9 protein-coding genes are annotated in these 18,058 nt (G+C 71.7%); 2 read left to right on the top strand and 7 right to left on the bottom strand.

Features of this window, described 5'->3' with window-relative positions; translation table 11 throughout:
- Positions 1–22 precede the first annotated feature (22 nt).
- Genes JNL41_RS20955 through JNL41_RS20945 form a run of 3 tightly spaced genes read right to left on the bottom strand, consistent with a single transcriptional unit; the run spans position 23 to position 7,979 of the window.
- On the bottom strand, positions 23–1,906 hold the full coding sequence (locus JNL41_RS20955) for a ShlB/FhaC/HecB family hemolysin secretion/activation protein (protein WP_293478121.1): 1,884 nt from the start codon (positions 1,904–1,906) through the stop codon (positions 23–25).
- Positions 1,903–5,601: a filamentous hemagglutinin N-terminal domain-containing protein gene (locus JNL41_RS20950; protein ID WP_293478120.1), complete on the bottom strand. Its 3,699-nt coding sequence runs from the start codon at positions 5,599–5,601 to the stop codon at positions 1,903–1,905. The genes JNL41_RS20955 and JNL41_RS20950 overlap by 4 nt, the downstream gene beginning before the upstream one ends.
- A complete protein-coding gene (locus JNL41_RS20945; protein ID WP_293478119.1) occupies positions 5,601–7,979 on the bottom strand; it encodes a CHAT domain-containing protein in 2,379 nt (792 codons plus the stop codon). Before JNL41_RS20945 ends, JNL41_RS20950 begins: the two co-directional genes overlap by 1 nt.
- A 191-nt stretch (positions 7,980–8,170) precedes the next feature.
- On the opposite strand from JNL41_RS20945, the gene JNL41_RS20940 reads away from it, so the two are divergent.
- A complete protein-coding gene (locus JNL41_RS20940) occupies positions 8,171–9,046 on the top strand; it encodes an alpha/beta hydrolase (protein ID WP_293478118.1) in 876 nt (291 codons plus the stop codon).
- A gap of 27 nt (positions 9,047–9,073) precedes the next feature.
- Here the strand turns inward: JNL41_RS20940 and JNL41_RS20935 are convergent, their stop codons facing one another.
- Together JNL41_RS20935 and JNL41_RS20930 are read right to left on the bottom strand one after the other, a co-directional pair.
- Positions 9,074–10,138: a LacI family DNA-binding transcriptional regulator gene (locus JNL41_RS20935; RefSeq protein ID WP_365698469.1), complete on the bottom strand. Its 1,065-nt coding sequence runs from the start codon at positions 10,136–10,138 to the stop codon at positions 9,074–9,076.
- A 91-nt stretch (positions 10,139–10,229) separates the two neighbouring features.
- Positions 10,230–11,894 carry a sulfatase gene (locus tag JNL41_RS20930; protein ID WP_293478117.1) on the bottom strand — a complete coding sequence of 555 codons (1,665 nt, stop codon included), beginning with the start codon at positions 11,892–11,894 and terminating at the stop codon, positions 10,230–10,232.
- Positions 11,895–12,008: 114 nt separating this feature from the next.
- Here JNL41_RS20930 and JNL41_RS20925 point away from each other — a divergent pair, with 114 nt between their 5' ends.
- Positions 12,009–13,868 (top strand): sulfatase-like hydrolase/transferase, encoded by a 1,860-nt coding sequence (locus JNL41_RS20925; RefSeq protein ID WP_293478116.1) that lies wholly within the window; start codon positions 12,009–12,011, stop codon positions 13,866–13,868.
- 63 nt (positions 13,869–13,931) lie between these two features.
- Here the strand turns inward: JNL41_RS20925 and JNL41_RS20920 are convergent, their stop codons facing one another.
- Together JNL41_RS20920 and JNL41_RS20915 are read right to left on the bottom strand one after the other, a co-directional pair.
- Positions 13,932–16,352, bottom strand: a complete 2,421-nt coding sequence (locus tag JNL41_RS20920) for a TonB-dependent receptor (RefSeq protein WP_293478115.1) — start codon at positions 16,350–16,352, stop codon at positions 13,932–13,934.
- A 254-nt stretch (positions 16,353–16,606) separates the two neighbouring features.
- Positions 16,607–18,058: sulfatase (locus tag JNL41_RS20915; RefSeq protein WP_293478114.1), on the bottom strand; the 1,452-nt coding region annotated here is incomplete at its 5' end.

Raw genomic sequence — 18,058 nt, 5'->3', positions numbered from 1 at the left:
CTCGTGCGGCCTGCGATGCCGGCTACCGCCAGATCAGCAGCGGGCGCAAGGTCACGCGGAAGGAGAAGCCCCGGTCCTGCAGGTCTCGCCGGCCGGGCGCCTCGACCGCCTTGAGGTCCTCGGCGTAGGTGGCGCGGGCGAACAACCAGTCGGCGGGCGTCCAGGCCAGCGACGCGCCGACGCTGTAGAGCCTGTCGTCGGCCAGCGGGCCGTCGGCGTTGCGCATATAGGCGCCGTCGACGAAGGCCGAAGCGGTGAAAGCGCCCCAGCCGAAGGCCCGGGTCGCGCCGCCCCGTCCGCCGAGGTGGAACGGCCGCGCGATCTCCACCGAGCCCACCACGCCCTTGTCGGCCAGCAGCAGGGTCTCGCGGTAGCCGCGCACGGTGGTCTCGCCGCCGGCCGAGAACCGCTCGCCGGAGTAGAGGACGCCGTCTGCCCACTGGCCGTAGGCCCGGGCGCGCAGTTCCAGCCCGTCGGCGGAAAGACGGCGTGCATAGTTCACCTGAGCGAGGATCGCCCGGAAGTCGCGGTCGGGAACCGACAGGCCCGCGACATCGGACTTCGTCCCGTCGAGCCCCTGCGTGGCGGTCAGCGACACGGCGAACACCTGGTCGACGTTGCGCTCGACGTAGTCGGCCACGAACCGCAGCGCGTAGTATTCGGTGCGGCCGTTCACCGCGCCGGGCGCGAAGGAGAACCGCTCGCCGAGCAGGTAGGCGGTGGACTGGCGCCACGCCAGCAGGACGCCGGCCGAGACGGTGCGCGCCGAGGTCCAGCGGCCGGGCTCGGCAGCAGGGAGCAGAGGTGTGTCGACCAGCTTGCGCGTGATGCCGCCCTCGATGGCGCGGTCCCTGGCGCTGATGTCGAGGGGGGCCAGCAGGCTGTCGACCACGGCGGCGTCGTTGTAGGCGGCTCGGATCGAGACCGTGGTCCGCGGCGAGATCAGCGGGAAGGCGTAGGCGACCGTCGCGTCCTCGACCCCGTCGGTGAAGCCGTACTCGCCGCTCAGCACGTCGCCCGCGCCCAGCACGTTGCGCATCAGCCCGCCGACCGCCACGCGTTCGCCACCCACCGAGGGCGAGCGGTTGTTGGCCACCGAGGCGTAGAGGTCGTAGCGGTCCTGGGGGTAGACGGCGAGCGCCAGGCTGGCCTCGCCTGGGCGCGCGCCGGGCCGCAGGTCGGCGTTGATGGTGCGGATCGCCGGATCCTCCGCGAGCAGGCGGAAGTCGCGCTCCAGCTCGGCGGCCGACAGCGGTCGGCCCGTCGCCGACGGCATGCGGGCGGTGACGTAGTCGGCGTCGAGGCCCTTGGCGTCGCCGCCGATCCACTCGACCGTGATGGGCGGCAAGTCGGCGACGGGCGAGGCCAGACCGCCGTAGACGATCTCCACCGCCAGCACGCCGGGCTGGGGCGACGGGCGCACGACGACGCCGGAATTGATGTAGCCGGCCGACAGGAAGGCGCGGTTGGCGAGCTGGACGACGGCGAGCGCCCGGCCGACGCCGGCGCCCGGCACGCCGTTCCGGGCGAACTGGGCGCGCAGCCACGCCTCGTCCAGCGGCTGGCCGGGGGCGTGGTCCAGGGTGAGACCGGCGCCCGGCTCGGCGGGTGGGGTCCAGTTGCGGGGCGGGACCGCGGCCCGGTGCGGGCCGGAGACGACGATGCGGACGTCGGCGACGGGCGCGCCGCCGCCCGGCGCGGGGCCGGCGGGCGCAGCGGCGGCGGGCGGCGTCAGGCCGGGCGCCGGCTGCGCGTAGGCGGGCGCGGTCGGCGGCGTCGACTGCGGGCCCGTGCGGCCCTGCGACAGGTCGCCCCGTGGCGTTGGCGGCGCGGCCTGCGCGTGCAGCGCAGCCGGCGCGGCGCCGGCGAAGAGGACGGTGGCCAGGGCGGCCGCGGCGGGCCTCAAGGGCAGCTCCCCGGGCCGACGCTGCCCTGCGGGCGCTCCAGCACATCCACCGTACCCTCGCGGGCGTAGGGACCGACGGGCCGGGTGATGAGCTGGCTGACCGCGCCGGTCGACCGCGCCGCCGGGCACTGGCCGCGCAGCACCTTCGAGGCGTCCAGCACCGAGAGCTCGCGGGCGACGGTTCCGCTCGACACATCGTAGAGGCCGGTCTGCAGTTCGAAGTCGCCGTCCACGCTCAGCACGTTCGAGCGGTCGGTCGAATTGATGAAGTACCGGCTCTGGATCAGCACGTTCGCGCCGCGCTGCTGGCCCAGCGCCAGGATCCTGCCCCCGTTGGAGATGATCGCCAGCGGGTCGGCCAGTGTGATCCGCCCGCCCGTGCCGGGCCCGGACGAGGTGAGGATCAGACCGGGGAACTCGCCGCCCTCCAGGATCACCAGGCCTGGGCGCGGCACGCGGATGTCGATGTCGCCCGCGGCGCCGGCGACGGAGTTGGTGGTGATGGCGCCGCCGTTGGCGAGGCGCAGGCCGCCCGCGGTCAGGAACACCTCCCCCGCGTCGCCGCGGACGTCGGCGATGCTTGCGCTGGAGATGACCGAGCCCAGGCCGTCGACGGTGATCTGCCCCGTCGCCGTGACCCGGAGCACGCCGGCCTTGTTGGCATTGGCCGAAAGCGTCGACAGGACGCCCTCGTTCACGACGGTCACGTCCGTGGCCGTGATCGTGACGTTGCCGGCGACGCCGCTGGAGTCCACGCCCGCCGACGAAGAGACCTCGCCGCCGTCGAGCAGCATTGACTTCGTGGCGACCCTGACTTCGCCCGCGTCGCCGCGGCCCAGGGTGGCGGTGGTGATGATGGCGTCGTCAGCGACCGTGATGCTGTCGCCAGTGATCGTGACCGACTTCGCGTCGCCGTCGGCGTCGGCCGTGGTCACCGAGCGGATCTGGGTCAGCGGGGCCATCGTGATCGTCCTGGCGTCGATCGAGATCGCGCCGGCGTCGCCGAAGCTGTCGGTGCTGGAGGTGATGGCGGAGGGGCGGTCCCCGGCTTGCGCGAGCGCGAGCGTGTTGGCCTTGATGGTGAGTTGCCCCGCGTTCCCTTCCCCGAAGGTGTCGGACGAGATCGTGCTGCCGTTGAGGCGCAGGATGCCACCGACGTTGAGGTTGATGTTCCCCGCATCGCCGGCGCCGTTGGCCGCCGCCAGGATGACGGAGTTGAAGCCCGGCTCCGACGTCATGGTGACGTTGCCGGTCGCGGCGATGGAGACGTCGCCGCCGTTCGCCCGGACCGCCAGCGTCGAGATCTGGCCGCCGCGGATAAGCGACAGGTCCCCGGTGCGGATGGTGATGTCGCCGGAGTTGCCGAGGGCTCCGGTGAACCCGCTCTCGGAGGCTATGTACGCGCCGTTGCGCAGCGTGATCGACTGTGCGTCGAGCGTCACGCTGCCGGCGTCGCCGTCGCCGGTCGTGCTCGACGAGATGAAGGTGAAATTTCGATTCACCCCGTCCAGCTCAATCTGACCGGCGCGGACCGAGACCGTGCCCGCCCGGCCCGAGGTGTTGGTGTCCGACGACACCCCGGTGTCGACCATGAACAGGCGGCCAGCCTCGATCCTCACCGAGCCGCCGTTGCCCGTGCCCGAGAAGGACTGGGACAGGATATCGACCGCATCCAGGTTCAGGCTGCCCGTCGCGAAGATGTCGATCTGTCCGGCGTCGCCTGCAAACCTCGACTGCGACAGCAGGGCCGACTGGTTCTCGATCCGGAGGTTACGCCCGCGCAGGGTCACGTTGCCGCCGCGCCCCACGCTGTCGCTGCTGGAGCTGACGCCCGTATTGTCGAGGGTCAGGTCCTCGGTAGCGGTGATCGAAATCTGTCCGGCGTCGCCGGTCCCGAAGCCCGCCGTGTCGGTCTGGATCAGCGCCCCGTCCAGCAGGACGTTGCGCCCCTCGATCTCGATCCGTCCGCCGTTCGCGACCCCGTTCACGCTCGCTGAGTACGAGCCCTGGAACAGGATCAGGTCGCCCGTCGACTTCAGGCGCACGACGCCCGTCGCGGCCGAGCCGTCGTCGGAGTCCGACGTCAGGAAGATCCGATCCAGCAGCAACTGGTCGGCTTCGAGCGTGATCTGGCCGGCGAGGCCCTGGTCGAACGCCTGGGTGTCGATGCGGGTCTGCGAGAGCAGGATGAGCGGAGCGCGGACGGTGATGCGGCCCGAGGAGGTCGGACTGCCGCTGATCGCCGAGAAAAAGCCGCCCTCGGCCTCGATGCTGGTCGTCGCGCTGATCACCAGCTCGCCGGACTGCATGCGAGAGCCGGGCGTTGCGCCGAATGAGCCGCCGGAGATTGCGACGGTGTCACCGTCGATGATCACGTTCCCGGCCGCGCCGTCGCCGAACGAACTGGTGATGATGTTCGCCCCGCCCAGCTCCAAGGCTCGGCCGGAGAGGCGGATGTCGCCGCCGTCGCCATTGCCGACCGACGACGAGCTGATCAGGCCGATGTCGATGACGAGGTTGGTGGCGGTCAGGTTCACATCGCCCGCGCTACCTGTGCCCAGAACCGTAGAGCCGATGAACGCGAAACCGCTGCCGGCCGTGTTGCCCACCTCGCCGGTGAGCCGGATCGTGTCGGCGTTCAGGGTCACGGCGCCTGCGGCGCCGGCCGCCGAAGCGGTGGAGCCGAAGCCGGTGGTGGTCGTCGCGCCGCGCGCGTCGACCTCGATGGTACCGGCGGTCACGCGCAGGTCGCCGCCGGCGCCCGTGCCGCTGGCCGAGGCGCCGACAAACGCGTCGGGCGCCAGGACGACCCGCCTGCCCTGGACCACCACGTCGCCACCGCGACCGGCGCCGGTGCTGACCGAGAAGAAGCTGGTCGAGGCGAACCGGACCTCGCCGCCCGAGAACCGCGCCGGGGCGCCCGCCGTGTCGGCGGTGACGACCGCCAGCCGGTTGCGCGCCAGGTTCACCGTCCCGCCGCGCGCCGCCGACAGCGGGTCGGCGAGGCGGACCGCCGTCGACTGGTTGCCGACGGCGATGAGGTCGAGGCCGCGTGCCGCGAACGTGCTGTCCGAAACGCTGACGTTCGCGGCTGTGAAGGTGAGCGCCGCGGCGCCCGGCACGAAGCCAAGGCCGACGCCGGTGATATCGATATCGCCCTGGCCGCCCAGAAAGCCGAAGGACTCGGGCGCGGCGATGGAGAGGGTGGAGCCGCTGGGCGTCGCGGCGCTGAAGCGGGCGCCGTCGGCGAAGCGGAGTTCGGCAGAGGTCGAGAAGTGGGCCGCGGACGGTACGTTCACGACAGCGCCGGCGCCGAAGACGATGCCCGCCGGATTGACGAACCAGAAGGCGGCGTTGGGCAGGGCGGTGGAGTCCAGCGTGCCCGCGATGGTCGAGGGCGTGCCGCCGGTGACGCGGTTGACGACGTTGGCGATGGTCGCGCCGTCACCGGCCGCGCGGACCCAGCGGGCGGTGTCGCCGGCGCCCAGGTCGAAGCGGCCGAAGCTGTGGAAGAGGTTGTTCCCGGCCCGCGTGCCGCCGTCGACGGTGTAGACGGTCCCGGCCTGCCCGACCGTGGTGCCGAGCCCGCGGCCGGCGGCGACGTCGGGGCTGATGGCCGTCTGGCCGAGCGCGGCCATCGGCCAGCCCGCCAGCACCAGTCCCAGGGCCGCGACGGCTCCCTTCGACGCCCCCATCAGCGCCACGCTCCGAGCAGGGTGAAGGCGGCCCAGATGTTGGGGTTGGCGAGGTCGCCGCCCTGGCCGATGAGGGATAGCTGGGCCTCGCGCAGCGCCTCCGACTTGGTGCGGCCTTCGCGGTAGAGCCTGTAGAAGGTCTTCATCAGCTCGGCGGTGCCGGTGTCGCTCACCGGCCAGAGCGAGGCGATGGCGCTTTTGGCGCCGGCCTGCACGGCGGCGCCGGCCAGGCCCATGCTGGCCTCGTCGTCGCCCACCGCGGTCTCGCACGCGGAGAGGACCAGCAGGTCCAGCTCGCCGCCGCGGGTGCGGTTCTGGCTCAGGATCTGGCGCAGCTCGGAGAGCAGGATCACCTCGCCGTTGGCGACGATGAAGGCGCGGTCGGAACGGCCGTTGAACGAGGCGTGGGTGGCCAGGTGCAGCACGTCGACCTGTTCGCGGGTGAGCGCGGTGACGAGGTCGGCCTTGTTGAAGTTCTCGATCACCCAGGAACGCTCGATGCGCCGCCCGTCGGTGACGGCGGCCAGCTTCGCCTCGGCGCCGGTGCCTTCCAGCTTCTCGAAGCGGCCGGCGGGCAGGCGGACCTCCTTCTCCAGCGAGGCGGCCAGGAGCTGGAGCCGGTCCGCGTCGTCGGCGCCGGCCTGCGAGTAGGCCAGCGCGGGCGCGACGGCGACGCGGGTCTTCTGCACGAGATAGCGGTTCTGGCTGTCGAGCAGCACGGCGAACGGCAGGCTGCGCAGCGCGCCGTCCGGCACCACGGCCAGCAGCGAGCCCTCGGTGAGCTGGCCTTCGACCGGCTTGATCAGGATGTCGTAGAGCTGGCGCGAGGCGGCGCGCCAGGCGTCGTCTTCGCCGCCGGAGAGCGAGACCACGGCGGTCTCGACCAGACGCGACAGGGTCTGGCGGTCCATGTTGCGGTTGGGCGGCAGGCGGCGGAACTCGGCCGCGCCGCCCCCCTTCCCATCGTCGCGACCCCCGGCCACGTAGAGCAGCTCCAGCCGGTCGGGCAGCAGGATCGGGTAGAGCAGCACCTCGCCCGCCCTGAGCGTCTCGGGCTTCAGCGGGTCCCGCGCCGGGATGCATTCGCTGCCGAACACGCTCTGCAGCTCGGCCTGACGATAGGCCTCCAGGATCTGCTGGGCGCTCTTCACGCGGAGCGTGGCGGCCCCGCCGTCGGCCCCGGCCAACTGCACGTCCACCGCGCCCTGGAACACGCGGCGCATGTAGAGCGAGAACGCGGTCTCCTCGGTGAGCGGATCGAAGCGCGGCAGGAGCGGTCGGATCGCCTCCAGCGCGTCGTAGGCAGCCAGCACATGGGCCTCGCGGTTGGCGGGGTCCAGGTCGGCCAGGAGCAGGCGGTACTCCGGCAGGCGCGCCGGCAGGGTGCGTTGGCTCTCCAGCAGCAGCGCGTCGTCCATCAGGCGGCGGGCGGTCGTCATGTCGCCGGCGGCGGAGGCCAGGCGCGCGTCGAGGGCGGCGGCATAGGCCTGGGCGGCGGGGATCTTCACCCCGCGCATGGCGGCGGTGACGGCGGCGAGGTCGACCGCACGGCCGGTGCGGGCGTCGAGGATGGCGGAGGCCAGGCGCCCCATCACCTCGGCGCGCAGGGCCGCGTCGTCGATGCGCGCCGCGTCGGCCAGCCCGTTCTGCGCGGCCTCGGCGGCCTCGCGGCGGAAGTCGGCGCCGGCCTCGGCGTTCTGTTCGGCGACCGAGAGGCGCAGGCGCGCGAGGCGCAGTTCGGCCAGGGCGGCGGTCCTGTGGTCGCCCGCCAGCCTCGCCTGTTCCGCCGCGCAGCCGAGCGAGGCGACCGACAGCGGCAGGCTGGAGTTCACCACGAAGGCGGTGCGCACGAGGATGTCGCACGGCCCGCCCCGCATCTGCTCGACTTCGCGCACGGCGGCGCTGGGCCCCCGCGAGCGACCGCGTGCGCCGCGCGTGCCGCTGGCCGGCGTGCCGGAAAGCGAGACGAGGCCCAGACGGTACGCGGCGACCGAGGCCTGCCCCTGCAGCCCGGCGCGGCTGGCGGCCTGGAAGGCCCCCAGAAGGTAGGTCTGCGCCTGCAACTGGCTGCCCTGCGCGCTCACCCGCATCAGTTCGCCGGCGGCGGCGCAGTACTCGGCGACGGCCAGCGCCGAGGGTTTCTCGGCGCCGGCGGTCGGCAGGTCGAGGCCCGGCGCGACGTCTGCGAAGGGGTCGGCGGCGCCCCGACGCGACAGCCGCTGCTCGGCGGCGGCGGCGGCCCGCTGGAGGTCGGCGGCGGCGGGATAGGCGGCAAGGTCGCCGGCGCCGGTCGGGATGCAGAGCTGGTCCGACAGCGCCGCAGCGGCGGGCGCCGCCGAGGCACCCAGGCCGGCGAACGCCGCGGCGGCCCACGCCATGGTCCACCTTCGGACGCCCCCGCGCCGCCGCATGCTGCCCCCAGATGTTCGTGCGCCGGGAGTCTGGCGGCGCACCGGGGCCGCTTGTCAATCGCGAACCCCGGGTGGGCGAACGCCGTGGCCAGCCGCGTATCCCGGCGACGTCCGCGTTCCGACGATGCTAAGGGACGCCGCTCACCGCGGAGACCGCCATGGAAGGCCCCACGTCGCACTTCTACTTCTCGCAGCGCCTGCGACTGCACTATGTCGACTGGGGCAACGAGGGCGCTCCGCCGATGCTGCTGGTGCATGGCGGGCGCGACCATTGCCGCAACTGGGACTGGGTCGCCGAGCGCCTGCGCGACCGCTACCACGTCATCGCGCCGGACCTGCGCGGCCACGGCGACAGCGCCTGGGCCGTCGGCGGCGGCTACGACATGGGCGCCTACGTCTACGACATCGCCCAGATCGTCCATCAGAAAGGCATGGCGCCGGTGACCATCATCGCCCACTCGCTGGGCGCGGGCGTTGTGCTGAACTACTGCGGCGCCTTCCCCGAGACGGTGGCGAAGGTGGTCGCCATCGAGGGGCTGGGACCGTCGCCCAAGGTGATGGAGGAGCAGGCGAAGCGGCCGGTGGAAGAGCGCCTGCGCGCCGGCATCGCCGAGCGTCGGGACAACTCCGGCCGCCAGCCGCGGCGCTACGCCACGCTCGACGACGCCGTCGCGCGCATGGCCGAGGAGAACCCGCACCTCAGCCCCGAGCAGGCGCGCCACCTCACCATCTACGGCGCGCACCAGAACGAGGACGGCACCTACTCCTGGAAGTTCGACAACCAGGCCCGCTGGGGCGGTGGCGTCGGGGGCGGCCTGTCGCACGCCGACCAGCACCGGCTCTGGAGCCTGATCACCGCGCCGGTGCTGCTGGTCCGCGGCGCGGAGTCGTGGGCGTCCGATCCGGTGGAGGACGGCCGCATCCGCCACTTCACGAACGCCCGCCTGGCGAACTTCGACGGCGCCGGCCACTGGGTCCACCACGACCGCCTCGACGCCTTCATGGACACGGTGGACGCTTTCCTGGCGGAGTAGCTTCGGCGGTGGAGCCGGCGCTGCGCCTCAGCGGCGCGCGGCCGGGCCGGTGGAGCCGCGCACGATCAGTTCGAACGGCAACTCTAGCCGCTGCGGCCCGGGCGGCGGCGTGCGCTCGATGAGCAGGTCGACAGCGGCCGCGGTCATGGCCGCCAACGGCTGGCGAACGGTGGTGAGCTGCGGCGACACCACGGTGGCCGAGGCGCTGTCGTCGAAGCCGGCGACCGACAGGTCCTCGGGCGCGCGCACGCCGCGCCGCGCGGCCGAGACCATCGCCCCCAGCGCCATCGCGTCGTTGGCGGCGAAGATGGCGGTGGGCGGATCGGGGCGCGCGAGCAGGGCGTCGCCGGCCCGCTCGCCCGACGCGAAGAAGAAGTCGCCCTCGGCCTCGTACTCCGGCCGGCGCGGCAGGCCCGCCTCGGCCAGCGCGCGCAGATAGCCCGCGTGCCGGCGGACCGACGCCGGCCGGCTTGCCGCGCCGATGAAGGCGATGTCGCGGTGGCCCAGGTCGATCAGGTGCCGCGTCGCCTCGAGCCCGGCCGCCTCGTCGTCCATGCCGACCGAGGACGCGGTCGGATCGGGGTACTCGGGCGCCAGGAGCACATACGGCAGCCCGCGTTCGCGCAGCGCGCTGCGAACCGTCTCACGGTGGGAAAGCGGCGGGGCGACGATGACGCCGTCCACGCGCAGTTGCTGCAGGCGGTTGGCGATCTCGGTCTCGAAGCCCTGCGGCATCTCCTCGACCACCAGATGGTAGCCGGCCTCGCGGCAGCGGGCGACCGCCCCGGCCTGGGCGCGGACCACGTAGTCCACCGGGATGTCGAACAGGAGCGCGATCAGGAACGAGCGGTTGCTGGCGAGTTGCCGCGCCGAGATGTTGGGCGTGTAGTCCAGCATCCGCATGGCGTTCAGCACGGCCGCGCGCTTGTCGGCCTTCACGCTCGGCTCGTTGTTGACCACGCGCGAGACGGTCTTGAACGAGACGCCGGCCAGCTTGGCGACTTCCATGATGGTGGCGCGGCGCTTCATCGAGGTGGCGGCGAATCCAGGTGAGGGCGCCGGATCATGGCCCAGCGGCGCCGGCCCGCTCAAGCGGCCGCTCCGCGGAGCGCCGGGATCGCGCCGGCGCCGATCCCTTCGACGGCCGGGACGTCCGCCACGATCGGCGCGATGTCGGGGCGCTTCACCGCGCGGCTGCGTCCGGGCGGTAACCCTGCCCCCGCCGCTCGGCTTCCAGCTTCTCCCGCGAGTCGCGGAAGAGGCCGTGATAGGCGTCCGGCGGGTTCGACGGGCGCAACCACTGGCTCGGGAAGTCGGCCGCCCTGGCGCCGTCCATGTTGCGGAACACCTGGCCGGTCGAGAGCTTCTCGGTGAACGGCACCACGTGCTGGCCGCCCTTGTTGGCCAGCGCCGCGAAGAGCGCGCGGCGCAGCTCGATCCTGGTGTCGAGGTAGGCCGGGTCGTCGATGAGGTTGTTCATCTCGCCGGGGTCCTTCGCGAGGTCATAGAGCTCCTCGAGGTCCCAGACGCCGTGGTACTGGATGTACTTCACCCGGCCGCGCTCGATGGCGAAGGTCGTGGGGGTCTGCGGGAAGCTCCATTCCCAATAGTATTCGTAGACGAAGTCGTCGGCCTTCCACGCCTCGGGCGTGACCTTCCCGGTGGCGACGGGCAGGAAGCTGCGGCCCTCGAACTGCGGCGGCGGCCTGGCGTGGGCGAGATCCAGGAAGGTCGGCGCGAGATCCAGGTTGCGGATCCGCACAGGGTTGGTCACGCCCTTCGGCAGGAGGCCCGGCGCATAGGCCACCATGGGCACCCTGACCGAGGGCTCGTAGGCGTTGCGCTTGTCGATGAGGCCGTGGTCGCCGAACAGGAAGCCGTTGTCGCTGTAGAAGACGATCAGGGTGTCCTCCTCGAGCCTGTTCCTCCGCAGGTAGTCGAGCAGGCGGCCCAGGCTGTCGTCCACGGCGCTCAGGGTCTCGTAGTAGGCGCGCACGTAGTCGGTGAGCGGGGTCGTGCGGTTGTAGGCGAAGTCCGCGCCGTGCCAACTGTTGCGCTGGTTGCGCACCCACATCGGCTTGCCGCGGTTGTTCTCGGGCGTGTCGGCCATGCTGTCCGGCAGCTTGATGTCCAGCCTGTCGTACTGCGTGGCGTGGCGCGGGGCCGGTTTGGCGTCGGAGTGTACGGCCTTGTGCGACAGATAGAGGAAGAACGGCTTGGACCTGTCGCGGCCGCGATCGAGCCAGTCGATCGCGTAGTCGGTCAGTTCGTCGGTGATGTAGCCCTTCTGCGCCACATGGCGGCCGTCGACGTTCAGTTGCTGGCGCATCCCGGCTGCGATCTGGTCGCGGGTGAGCCCGTCGGTGGGATAGTAGTAGCCCTGGCCCGCGAAGCTGACCCAGCGGTCGAAGCCCGCGCGCGGCGCATCGCTGGCCTGGCCCATGTGCCATTTGCCGACGAAGGCGGTCTGGTAGCCGGCCCGCTGCAGGTATCTCGGGAAGAAGGTGAGGCCGGCCTCGGAAGCGTTGTTGTTGTCGACGATCCCGTGGTTGCGCGTGGAGCGCCCCGTGAGGATGGTGGCGCGGCTGGGCGAGCAGAGGGCCGAGGTGACGACCGCATTCGGGAAATACACCCCGTTCTTCGCCAGGAAGTCGATGTTCGGCGTCTTCAGCCCGGGCGTCAGGAAGCCCATGGCGTCGAAGCGCAGGTCGTCCACCAGCACGAAGATCATGTTGCGTGGCCTGGGCGCCGGCGCGTCGGCGGCGCGCGCTGCGCCGGCGAAGGTGGCTGCGGCGGCCGCCAGGGCGCCCAGGAGGGCGGCCCGCAACGTGCGAAGTTCCTGGATCATCATCCCCCCGGCAGTCGCCCTCCGACGGGCGTTGCCGGACAACCTAGGCTGATTTAGACAGCGCTGTCAAAACACTAGAGCCGGGCCGCGGAAGCCGGTTGCGGGAGGACGGAAATGCCGAGCATGAGGCCTTCGCGGCGCGACGCCGTCGCCGGGGCGGGCGCAGCGCTGGCTGCGGGCGGCGGGGCCGGCGCGGCGACGCAGCGGCCGAATATCCTGTGGCTGGTCAGCGAGGACAACAACCCGTTGCTCGGCTGCTATGGCGACGGCCTCGCCCGCACCCCGACCATCGACGCCCTGGCGGCCGGCGGCGTTCTGTTCCGCAATGCCTATTCGAGCGCCCCGGTCTGCGCGCCGTCGCGCTTCAGCATCCTGACGGGCGTGCATTCCGAAGCGTGCGCGCCGGCAAACCAGATGCGTGCGCGGGCGACGCTGCCGGCGGAGCTGAAAACCTATCCCGAGCTGATGCGGGCGGCCGGCTACTACTGCTCCAACGCCGCCAAGACCGACTACAACTGCGACGTCGACCCGGCGAGGATCTGGGACGCCTCCGGGCCGAAGGCCCACTGGCGCGGCCGCGCGGCGGGTCAGCCGTTCCTGGCGGTCTTCAACTACGAGCGGACCCACGAGTCGCGGCTCTTCGGCCGCACGCCGGGGCGCGTGACGCCCGATCGGCCGCGCATCCCCGCCTACCTGCCCGACACGCCGGATATCCGCGCCGACTACGCCAGCTACTACAACCTGATCGAGGCGATGGACGGCGAACTGGCCGCGCGGCTGGCCGAGCTGAAGGCCGACGGCCTCGCGGACGACACCATCGTCTTCTACTACTCCGACAACGGCGGCGCCCTGCCGCGCAGCAAGCGCTACTGCTACGACGAGGGCCTGCGCGTGGCGCTGGTCGCCTACGCGCCGCCGAAATGGGCGTACCTGCTCGGTCACGAGCCAGGATCGGTGGTCGAGGCTCCCGTCGGCCTGATCGACCTCGCGCCCACGCTGCTGTCGCTGATCGGCCAGGCGGCTCCGGCGACCATGCACGGTCAGGCCTTCCTGGGCCCGAAGGCGAAGGCGCCGCGGCGCTACGCCTTCGGCATGCGCAACCGGATGGACGAGCGCTACGACTTCGTCCGCACCGTCACCGACGGGCGCTGGCGCTATATCCGCAACTACAACCCGCACCGCATCTGGGGCGTCCACGGCGCCTACGAGTGGCTGGCCAAGGGCTACCAGGACTGGGACCGCCAGCGGCTGGCCGGTACGCTCACGCCGGCGCAGGCGCGGTTCTTCGGGACCAAGCCCTACGAGGAGCTCTACGACCTGAAGGCCGACCGCGACCAGATCACCGATCTCGCGGCGTCGCCCACGGCGGCGGGGAACTTGCGCGAGCTGCGCACCGCGCTCGACCGCCACATGCTGGAGATCGTCGACAACGGCTTCATCCCGGAAGGCCTGGCCGCCGAGGGCTACCGCGAGAGCCGCGACCCGAAGGCCTATCCGCTGGCGCGGATCATGGCGCTGGCGGCGACCGCGTGCGCTCGCGACGCCGCCAACCTGCCGAGGCTCCAGGCCGCCCTCCAGGCGTCGAACGCCATCGAGCGGTACTGGGGCGCCCTGGGGCTCCTGATGCTGGGCAGGGCGTCTGGCCCCGGGACTGCGGCGCTGCGGAAGGCGGCCCTCGATCCCGTCGCCCAGGTCCGCGTGCCCGCGGGGGAGGCGCTGGCGATCCTCGGCGATCCGGCGGGCCTCGACGTCCTCGCACGCGTCGTCGACGGCGGCGAGGCCTGGCCGGCGCTCCAGGCCATGAACGCCCTGACGGCGCTGGGCGAAGCGGCCCGGCCCGCCCTGCCCGCCATCGAGCGCGCGGCGGTCAGCGCGCAGCCCCACATCCGCAACGCCGGCCGCTACCTCTCGGCGGTCCTGAACGGGACCTACCGGCCCGACTACGCCGTCTTCGAGCTCAACCGCGCGGGCTGACCATCGACCAGGAAGAAGGGCCCCGAAGGGCCCTTGCCGGCGGGGATCGTCGTCGGGGAGGGATCAGAAGCGCACGTCGAGCGTCGCGCCGACGTAGCGGTCGGACGCCTTGGCGATGTTGGCCTGCAGGTCGGTGGCGTTGGTGGTGCTGCTGAGCAACCCGTTGTGGCCGATCGACGTGTAGTAGTTCCGGTCGAACAGGTTCTTCACGAAGAAGGTCAGCCGGTACTTCTGGTCCGCCGTGTAGAGGGAAAGGTTGGCGTCCACGACCGTGTAGCCCTTCTGGACGGTCAGCGGGTCCTGCTCCAGCGCGTAGTTCAGCTTGCTCTGGTAGGCGACGTTCACCTGCACGCTGCCGCCGAAGGCGTCGCCAAGGGCGAAGCGGTAGGTCGGCGTCAGGCTCGCGCGCCAGCGCGGCGTCGCGGGCAGGGCGCCGCCGCGCACGTCCTGGGTCGGCGTGCCGACCGTGGCGACGTTGTTCACCAGCGTCGTGGGCCGATAGCAGACGCCGATCGGCCGCGCGCCGTTCAGCGGGATCACGACCGACGACGCCTGAAGCTGCAGCGGGCAGTTCAGGCCGTCGACGTCGATGGTGGCCTTGGCATAGGTCACCGCGGCGGCGATGGAGAAGGTCTCGGTCGGGTTGAACTGCCCCTCGATCTCGACGCCCTTGGTCTCGGACGAACCGGCGTTGGTCTGCTCGAAGCGGATGACGCCGGTGTTGGGGTCCGAGCGGTTCGCCTGCACCTGAAGGTTCGTGTAGTCGGCCAGGAAGACCGCCACCGCGACCGAGGCGCGGCGGTCGGCGGTCTGGCCCTTGAAGCCCAGCTCGTAGGCGTCGACGTGCTCGGGCAGGATCGGCTTCTGGTTGGCGAAGTCGGAGGCGACCTCCGTGCCGATGCCCAGGCCTTTGTAGCCGCGGGTGTAGGTCGCGTAGACCTGCGCATCGCGGCTGAACTCGTACTTCGCGCCGGCCTTGCCGGTGATCGAGGTGTCGGCGGCGTTCGTGCCGGCGTTCGCCGAGGGCTGGCCGCTGAAGAGCACGTCGCCCGGCACGAGCGGCCCGTAGCGGAAGCCTTCGGACGACACCCGCTCGCGCTGCACGCGCAGCCCGCCCAGCAGCTTGAGCTGGTCGGTGAGCGCGTACTCGGCCTGGCCGAACAGCGCATGGTGCGTCGATTGCAGCAGCGAATAGGCGCCCAGCGACTCCCAGCGAAGGACCGGGCAGGGCTGTCCGACCTGGGCGGCCGTGCCAGCCGGGCAGTAGGCGCGCCGCCGCACGAACGGCCGGTCGACCTCGAGCCACGAATAGTAGGCGCCCACGACGTAGGTGAGCTTCCGCTCGCCCGACGAGGCCAGCCGCACCTCCTGCGAGAACTGCTCCAGGTGTACGAGGCCCTGGTTCACGTTGAACTGGCCGTAGGCGTTGCCGGTCGTCCCGCCGACATACTCCGGGACCGGGTTGAAGATGTTGTCGACCTCGTTGTTGGCGTCCTGCTTGTACTTCTGAAGCGCCGTGATCGCGGTGACCGTGCCCCAGCCCAGGTCGTAGTCGGCTTCGATCGAGTAGGTGGCCTGCTGGGCGTAGGCGAACCCCAGGCCGTCGGTGGCGACCTGTCGGTTCTTCGGCCCCGAGACGACCGGCGTCAGCACCCGGATCAGGTTGGGCGTGGTGCTGGCGACCGAGACGCCGACGCAGCAGTCCGCATCGTTCTCGCGGTACTCGGCCGAGGCCAGGACGCTCAGGTCGTCGGTCGGCCGCCAGAGGAGTTTGCCGCGCAGGCCCCAGCTCTCGTAGCCGTTCACCCAGCCGCCGGCGCCGAGGTTGCGGATGTAGCCGCGCACGTCGTTGTAATAGCCGGTGATCCGGCCGGCGAGCGTCTCGCTGAGCGGCCCGGTGACGGAGCCCGAGACATGGTATTCGTCACCCTCGGCGACGGTGGCGCTGGCCTTGCCGCCGAACTCGAACGCCGGCGCCGCCGTGACCACGTTGATCACGCCCGCCGTAGCGTTCTTGCCGAACAGCGTGCCCTGCGGCCCGCGCAGGATCTCCACCCGCTCGATGTCGGCGAGGTCGGTGAAGCTCTGCGATCCACGGCCGGCCACCACGCCGTCCACCACCACGGACACCGACGACTCCACGCCCTGGCCGAACAGCGACGTGCCGATGCCGCGAATGCGGAAGCTGGTGTTCGTGGGGTTCGGGCCCTGCTGGTAGGTGAGCGACGGCACGGCTTGCACGAGATTGTTGGTATCGGTGATCTGCCGCGCCTGCAGCGCGTCGCCGGTCACCGCGGTGACGGCCAGGGGCACGTCCTGCAGGCGCTCGGCGCGCTTCTGGGCCGTGACGATGACTTCCTCGATGGCGACGCCTTCCTCGGCCGTCTGCGCCACGGCCGGCGTGGCGGCCAGCGCCGTCGTCGCCATCAGGCCCGCCCACAGCAGGCCTCGCCCGGCCGGGAATGTAATCGATTGCATCTTCATTGCTGTTTCCCCCTCGTCGCCCTGCCGGGCGTCATGCCGCTTGGCTCGTTGGCTTGGGCCGGCTGTCAGGCCTCAGCGCGGGTGTTCGGGAAGGTCGCTGGCGCGCGCGGCGTCGCCGTCGTGGATCGCAGGCTCGCACAGCGCATCGCTTCGCAGTCCTCCCCGCCGTCTCGTGATTTCGTTGGTATGACAGCGCTGTCCATTTTTAGCGAGAACAGAAATCGAGTCAAGTTCTGACAGCCCTGTCACGGAATTCACGGAGACCTCGAGGCGGGCGTGCCCTTCGGTCCGAACGTCGCGGGGCGGATGGTCCGGGCCTGGCGGTCGTACCAGACGTAGGTGTCGCGCTTGCGCACCGGCTCGCGTCGGAGCAGCGCCGAGAGTCGGGCCACCCGCGCCGCCTGGCCGGGGTCGTCGGCGAGGTTGCGCCGCTCCCCGGGATCGCTCGCCAGGTCGTAAAGCGAGGTCCCCATCTCCCCGCCCTGCCACTCGGTGTAGCGCCAGGCGCCGAGGCGCACCGAGCGGCCGCCGTCCACCTCGGAGAAGGCCGGCCGCTCCCATCGCGTCCGCGCCGGCGCCTCCACCAGCGGCGCGAGGCTCTTGCCCTCCAGCTCGGCGGGGCCGGCCAGGCCGGCGACCTCCGCGACGGTCGGATAGAGGTCGAGCAGTTCCACGGGCGCGCGAACCGCCTGCCCGTTGCCGGCCGCGCCCGGGACCCGGATGAACAGGGCCGTCCGCAGGCTCTGCTCCCACAGGCTGTTCTTGTTCCACTGGCCGTGCTCGCCCAGCAGGTAGCCGTGGTCGCTCATGAAGACGATGATCGTGTTGTCGGCCAGGCCCAGCCGCGCGACGGCGTCGAGCACGCGGCCCAACTGGGCGTCCATGAAGCTGGTCGAGGCGTAGTAGCCGCGGATGGCCTGCCGCTGCTGCTCGGGCGTCATCCCGAAGTGGGCCGGCAGCACGCGCGCGGTTACCTGCGGCAGCGCGGCGAGTTCCTCGGCCGTGTCCGGCGCGACCGGGATTTTGTCCAGCGGATAGAGGTCGAAATAGGCTTTGGGGGCTACGTCGGGCACATGCGGCCGGTAGAAGCCGACGCCGATGAAGAATGGCCGGCCCTTGCGCTGCTCCAGCATCCGGATCGCCGCGTCGGCCACCTTGCCGTCGGTCTGTTCGGCGTCGGGTCCATCGTCGGCCAGGAAGGTCGTCGAGTTGCCCAGCGGCTGGCCGGGGGTCATCGAGACCAGCCGGTCCTCCACGTCCTTGTCGCGCCCGCGCGGGTTCACGACCTCCATCCAGGATGGCGCGTCGTCGGGCCCGCTCGTGCCGATGTCGCCCGGGACGCCCTGGTGGAAGATCTTCCCGACCCGCCCCGTGAAATAGCCGTTGTTGCGGAAGAGCTGCGGCATCGTCACGGCGTTCGGCAGCGCCGCGCGGAAGCTGGTCTTCAGGTCGAGAACGCCCGTCGACGTCGGCCGCCGTCCCGTCAGCATCGAGGCGCGGCTCTGCGCGCACTGCGGATACTGGGTGTAGGCGTGCTCGAAGCGCACCGCCCCGCGCGCCAGCCGGTCGATGTTCGGCGTCTTCACGACGGGATCGCCGAACGCGCCGATGCGCATGGACAGGTCGTCCGACATGATCAGCAGCACGTTGAGCGGCCGCTTCGCCGCCGGCGCCGAGGCCGCGGCGGTCTTCGTCCGCGCCTGCGC

It is taken from the genome of Phenylobacterium sp. (genome assembly GCF_016793285.1).
In the GTDB taxonomy this organism is placed as follows: domain Bacteria; phylum Pseudomonadota; class Alphaproteobacteria; order Caulobacterales; family Caulobacteraceae; genus Phenylobacterium.
This window is presented reverse-complemented; position numbering and strand designations above follow the sequence as displayed.

Excerpts from the sequence above, each read along its gene's own strand:
- JNL41_RS20945 (WP_293478119.1), bottom strand. The coding sequence starts at position 7,979 with ATGGCGTGGGCCGCCGCGGCGTTCGCCGGCCTGGGTGCCTCGGCGGCG.
- JNL41_RS20925 (WP_293478116.1), top strand. The coding sequence starts at position 12,009 with ATGCCGAGCATGAGGCCTTCGCGGCGCGACGCCGTCGCCGGGGCGGGC.
- JNL41_RS20950 (WP_293478120.1), bottom strand. The coding sequence starts at position 5,601 with ATGGGGGCGTCGAAGGGAGCCGTCGCGGCCCTGGGACTGGTGCTGGCG.
- JNL41_RS20920 (WP_293478115.1), bottom strand. The coding sequence starts at position 16,352 with ATGAAGATGCAATCGATTACATTCCCGGCCGGGCGAGGCCTGCTGTGG.
- JNL41_RS20930 (WP_293478117.1), bottom strand. The coding sequence starts at position 11,894 with ATGATCCAGGAACTTCGCACGTTGCGGGCCGCCCTCCTGGGCGCCCTG.
- JNL41_RS20940 (WP_293478118.1), top strand. The coding sequence starts at position 8,171 with ATGGAAGGCCCCACGTCGCACTTCTACTTCTCGCAGCGCCTGCGACTG.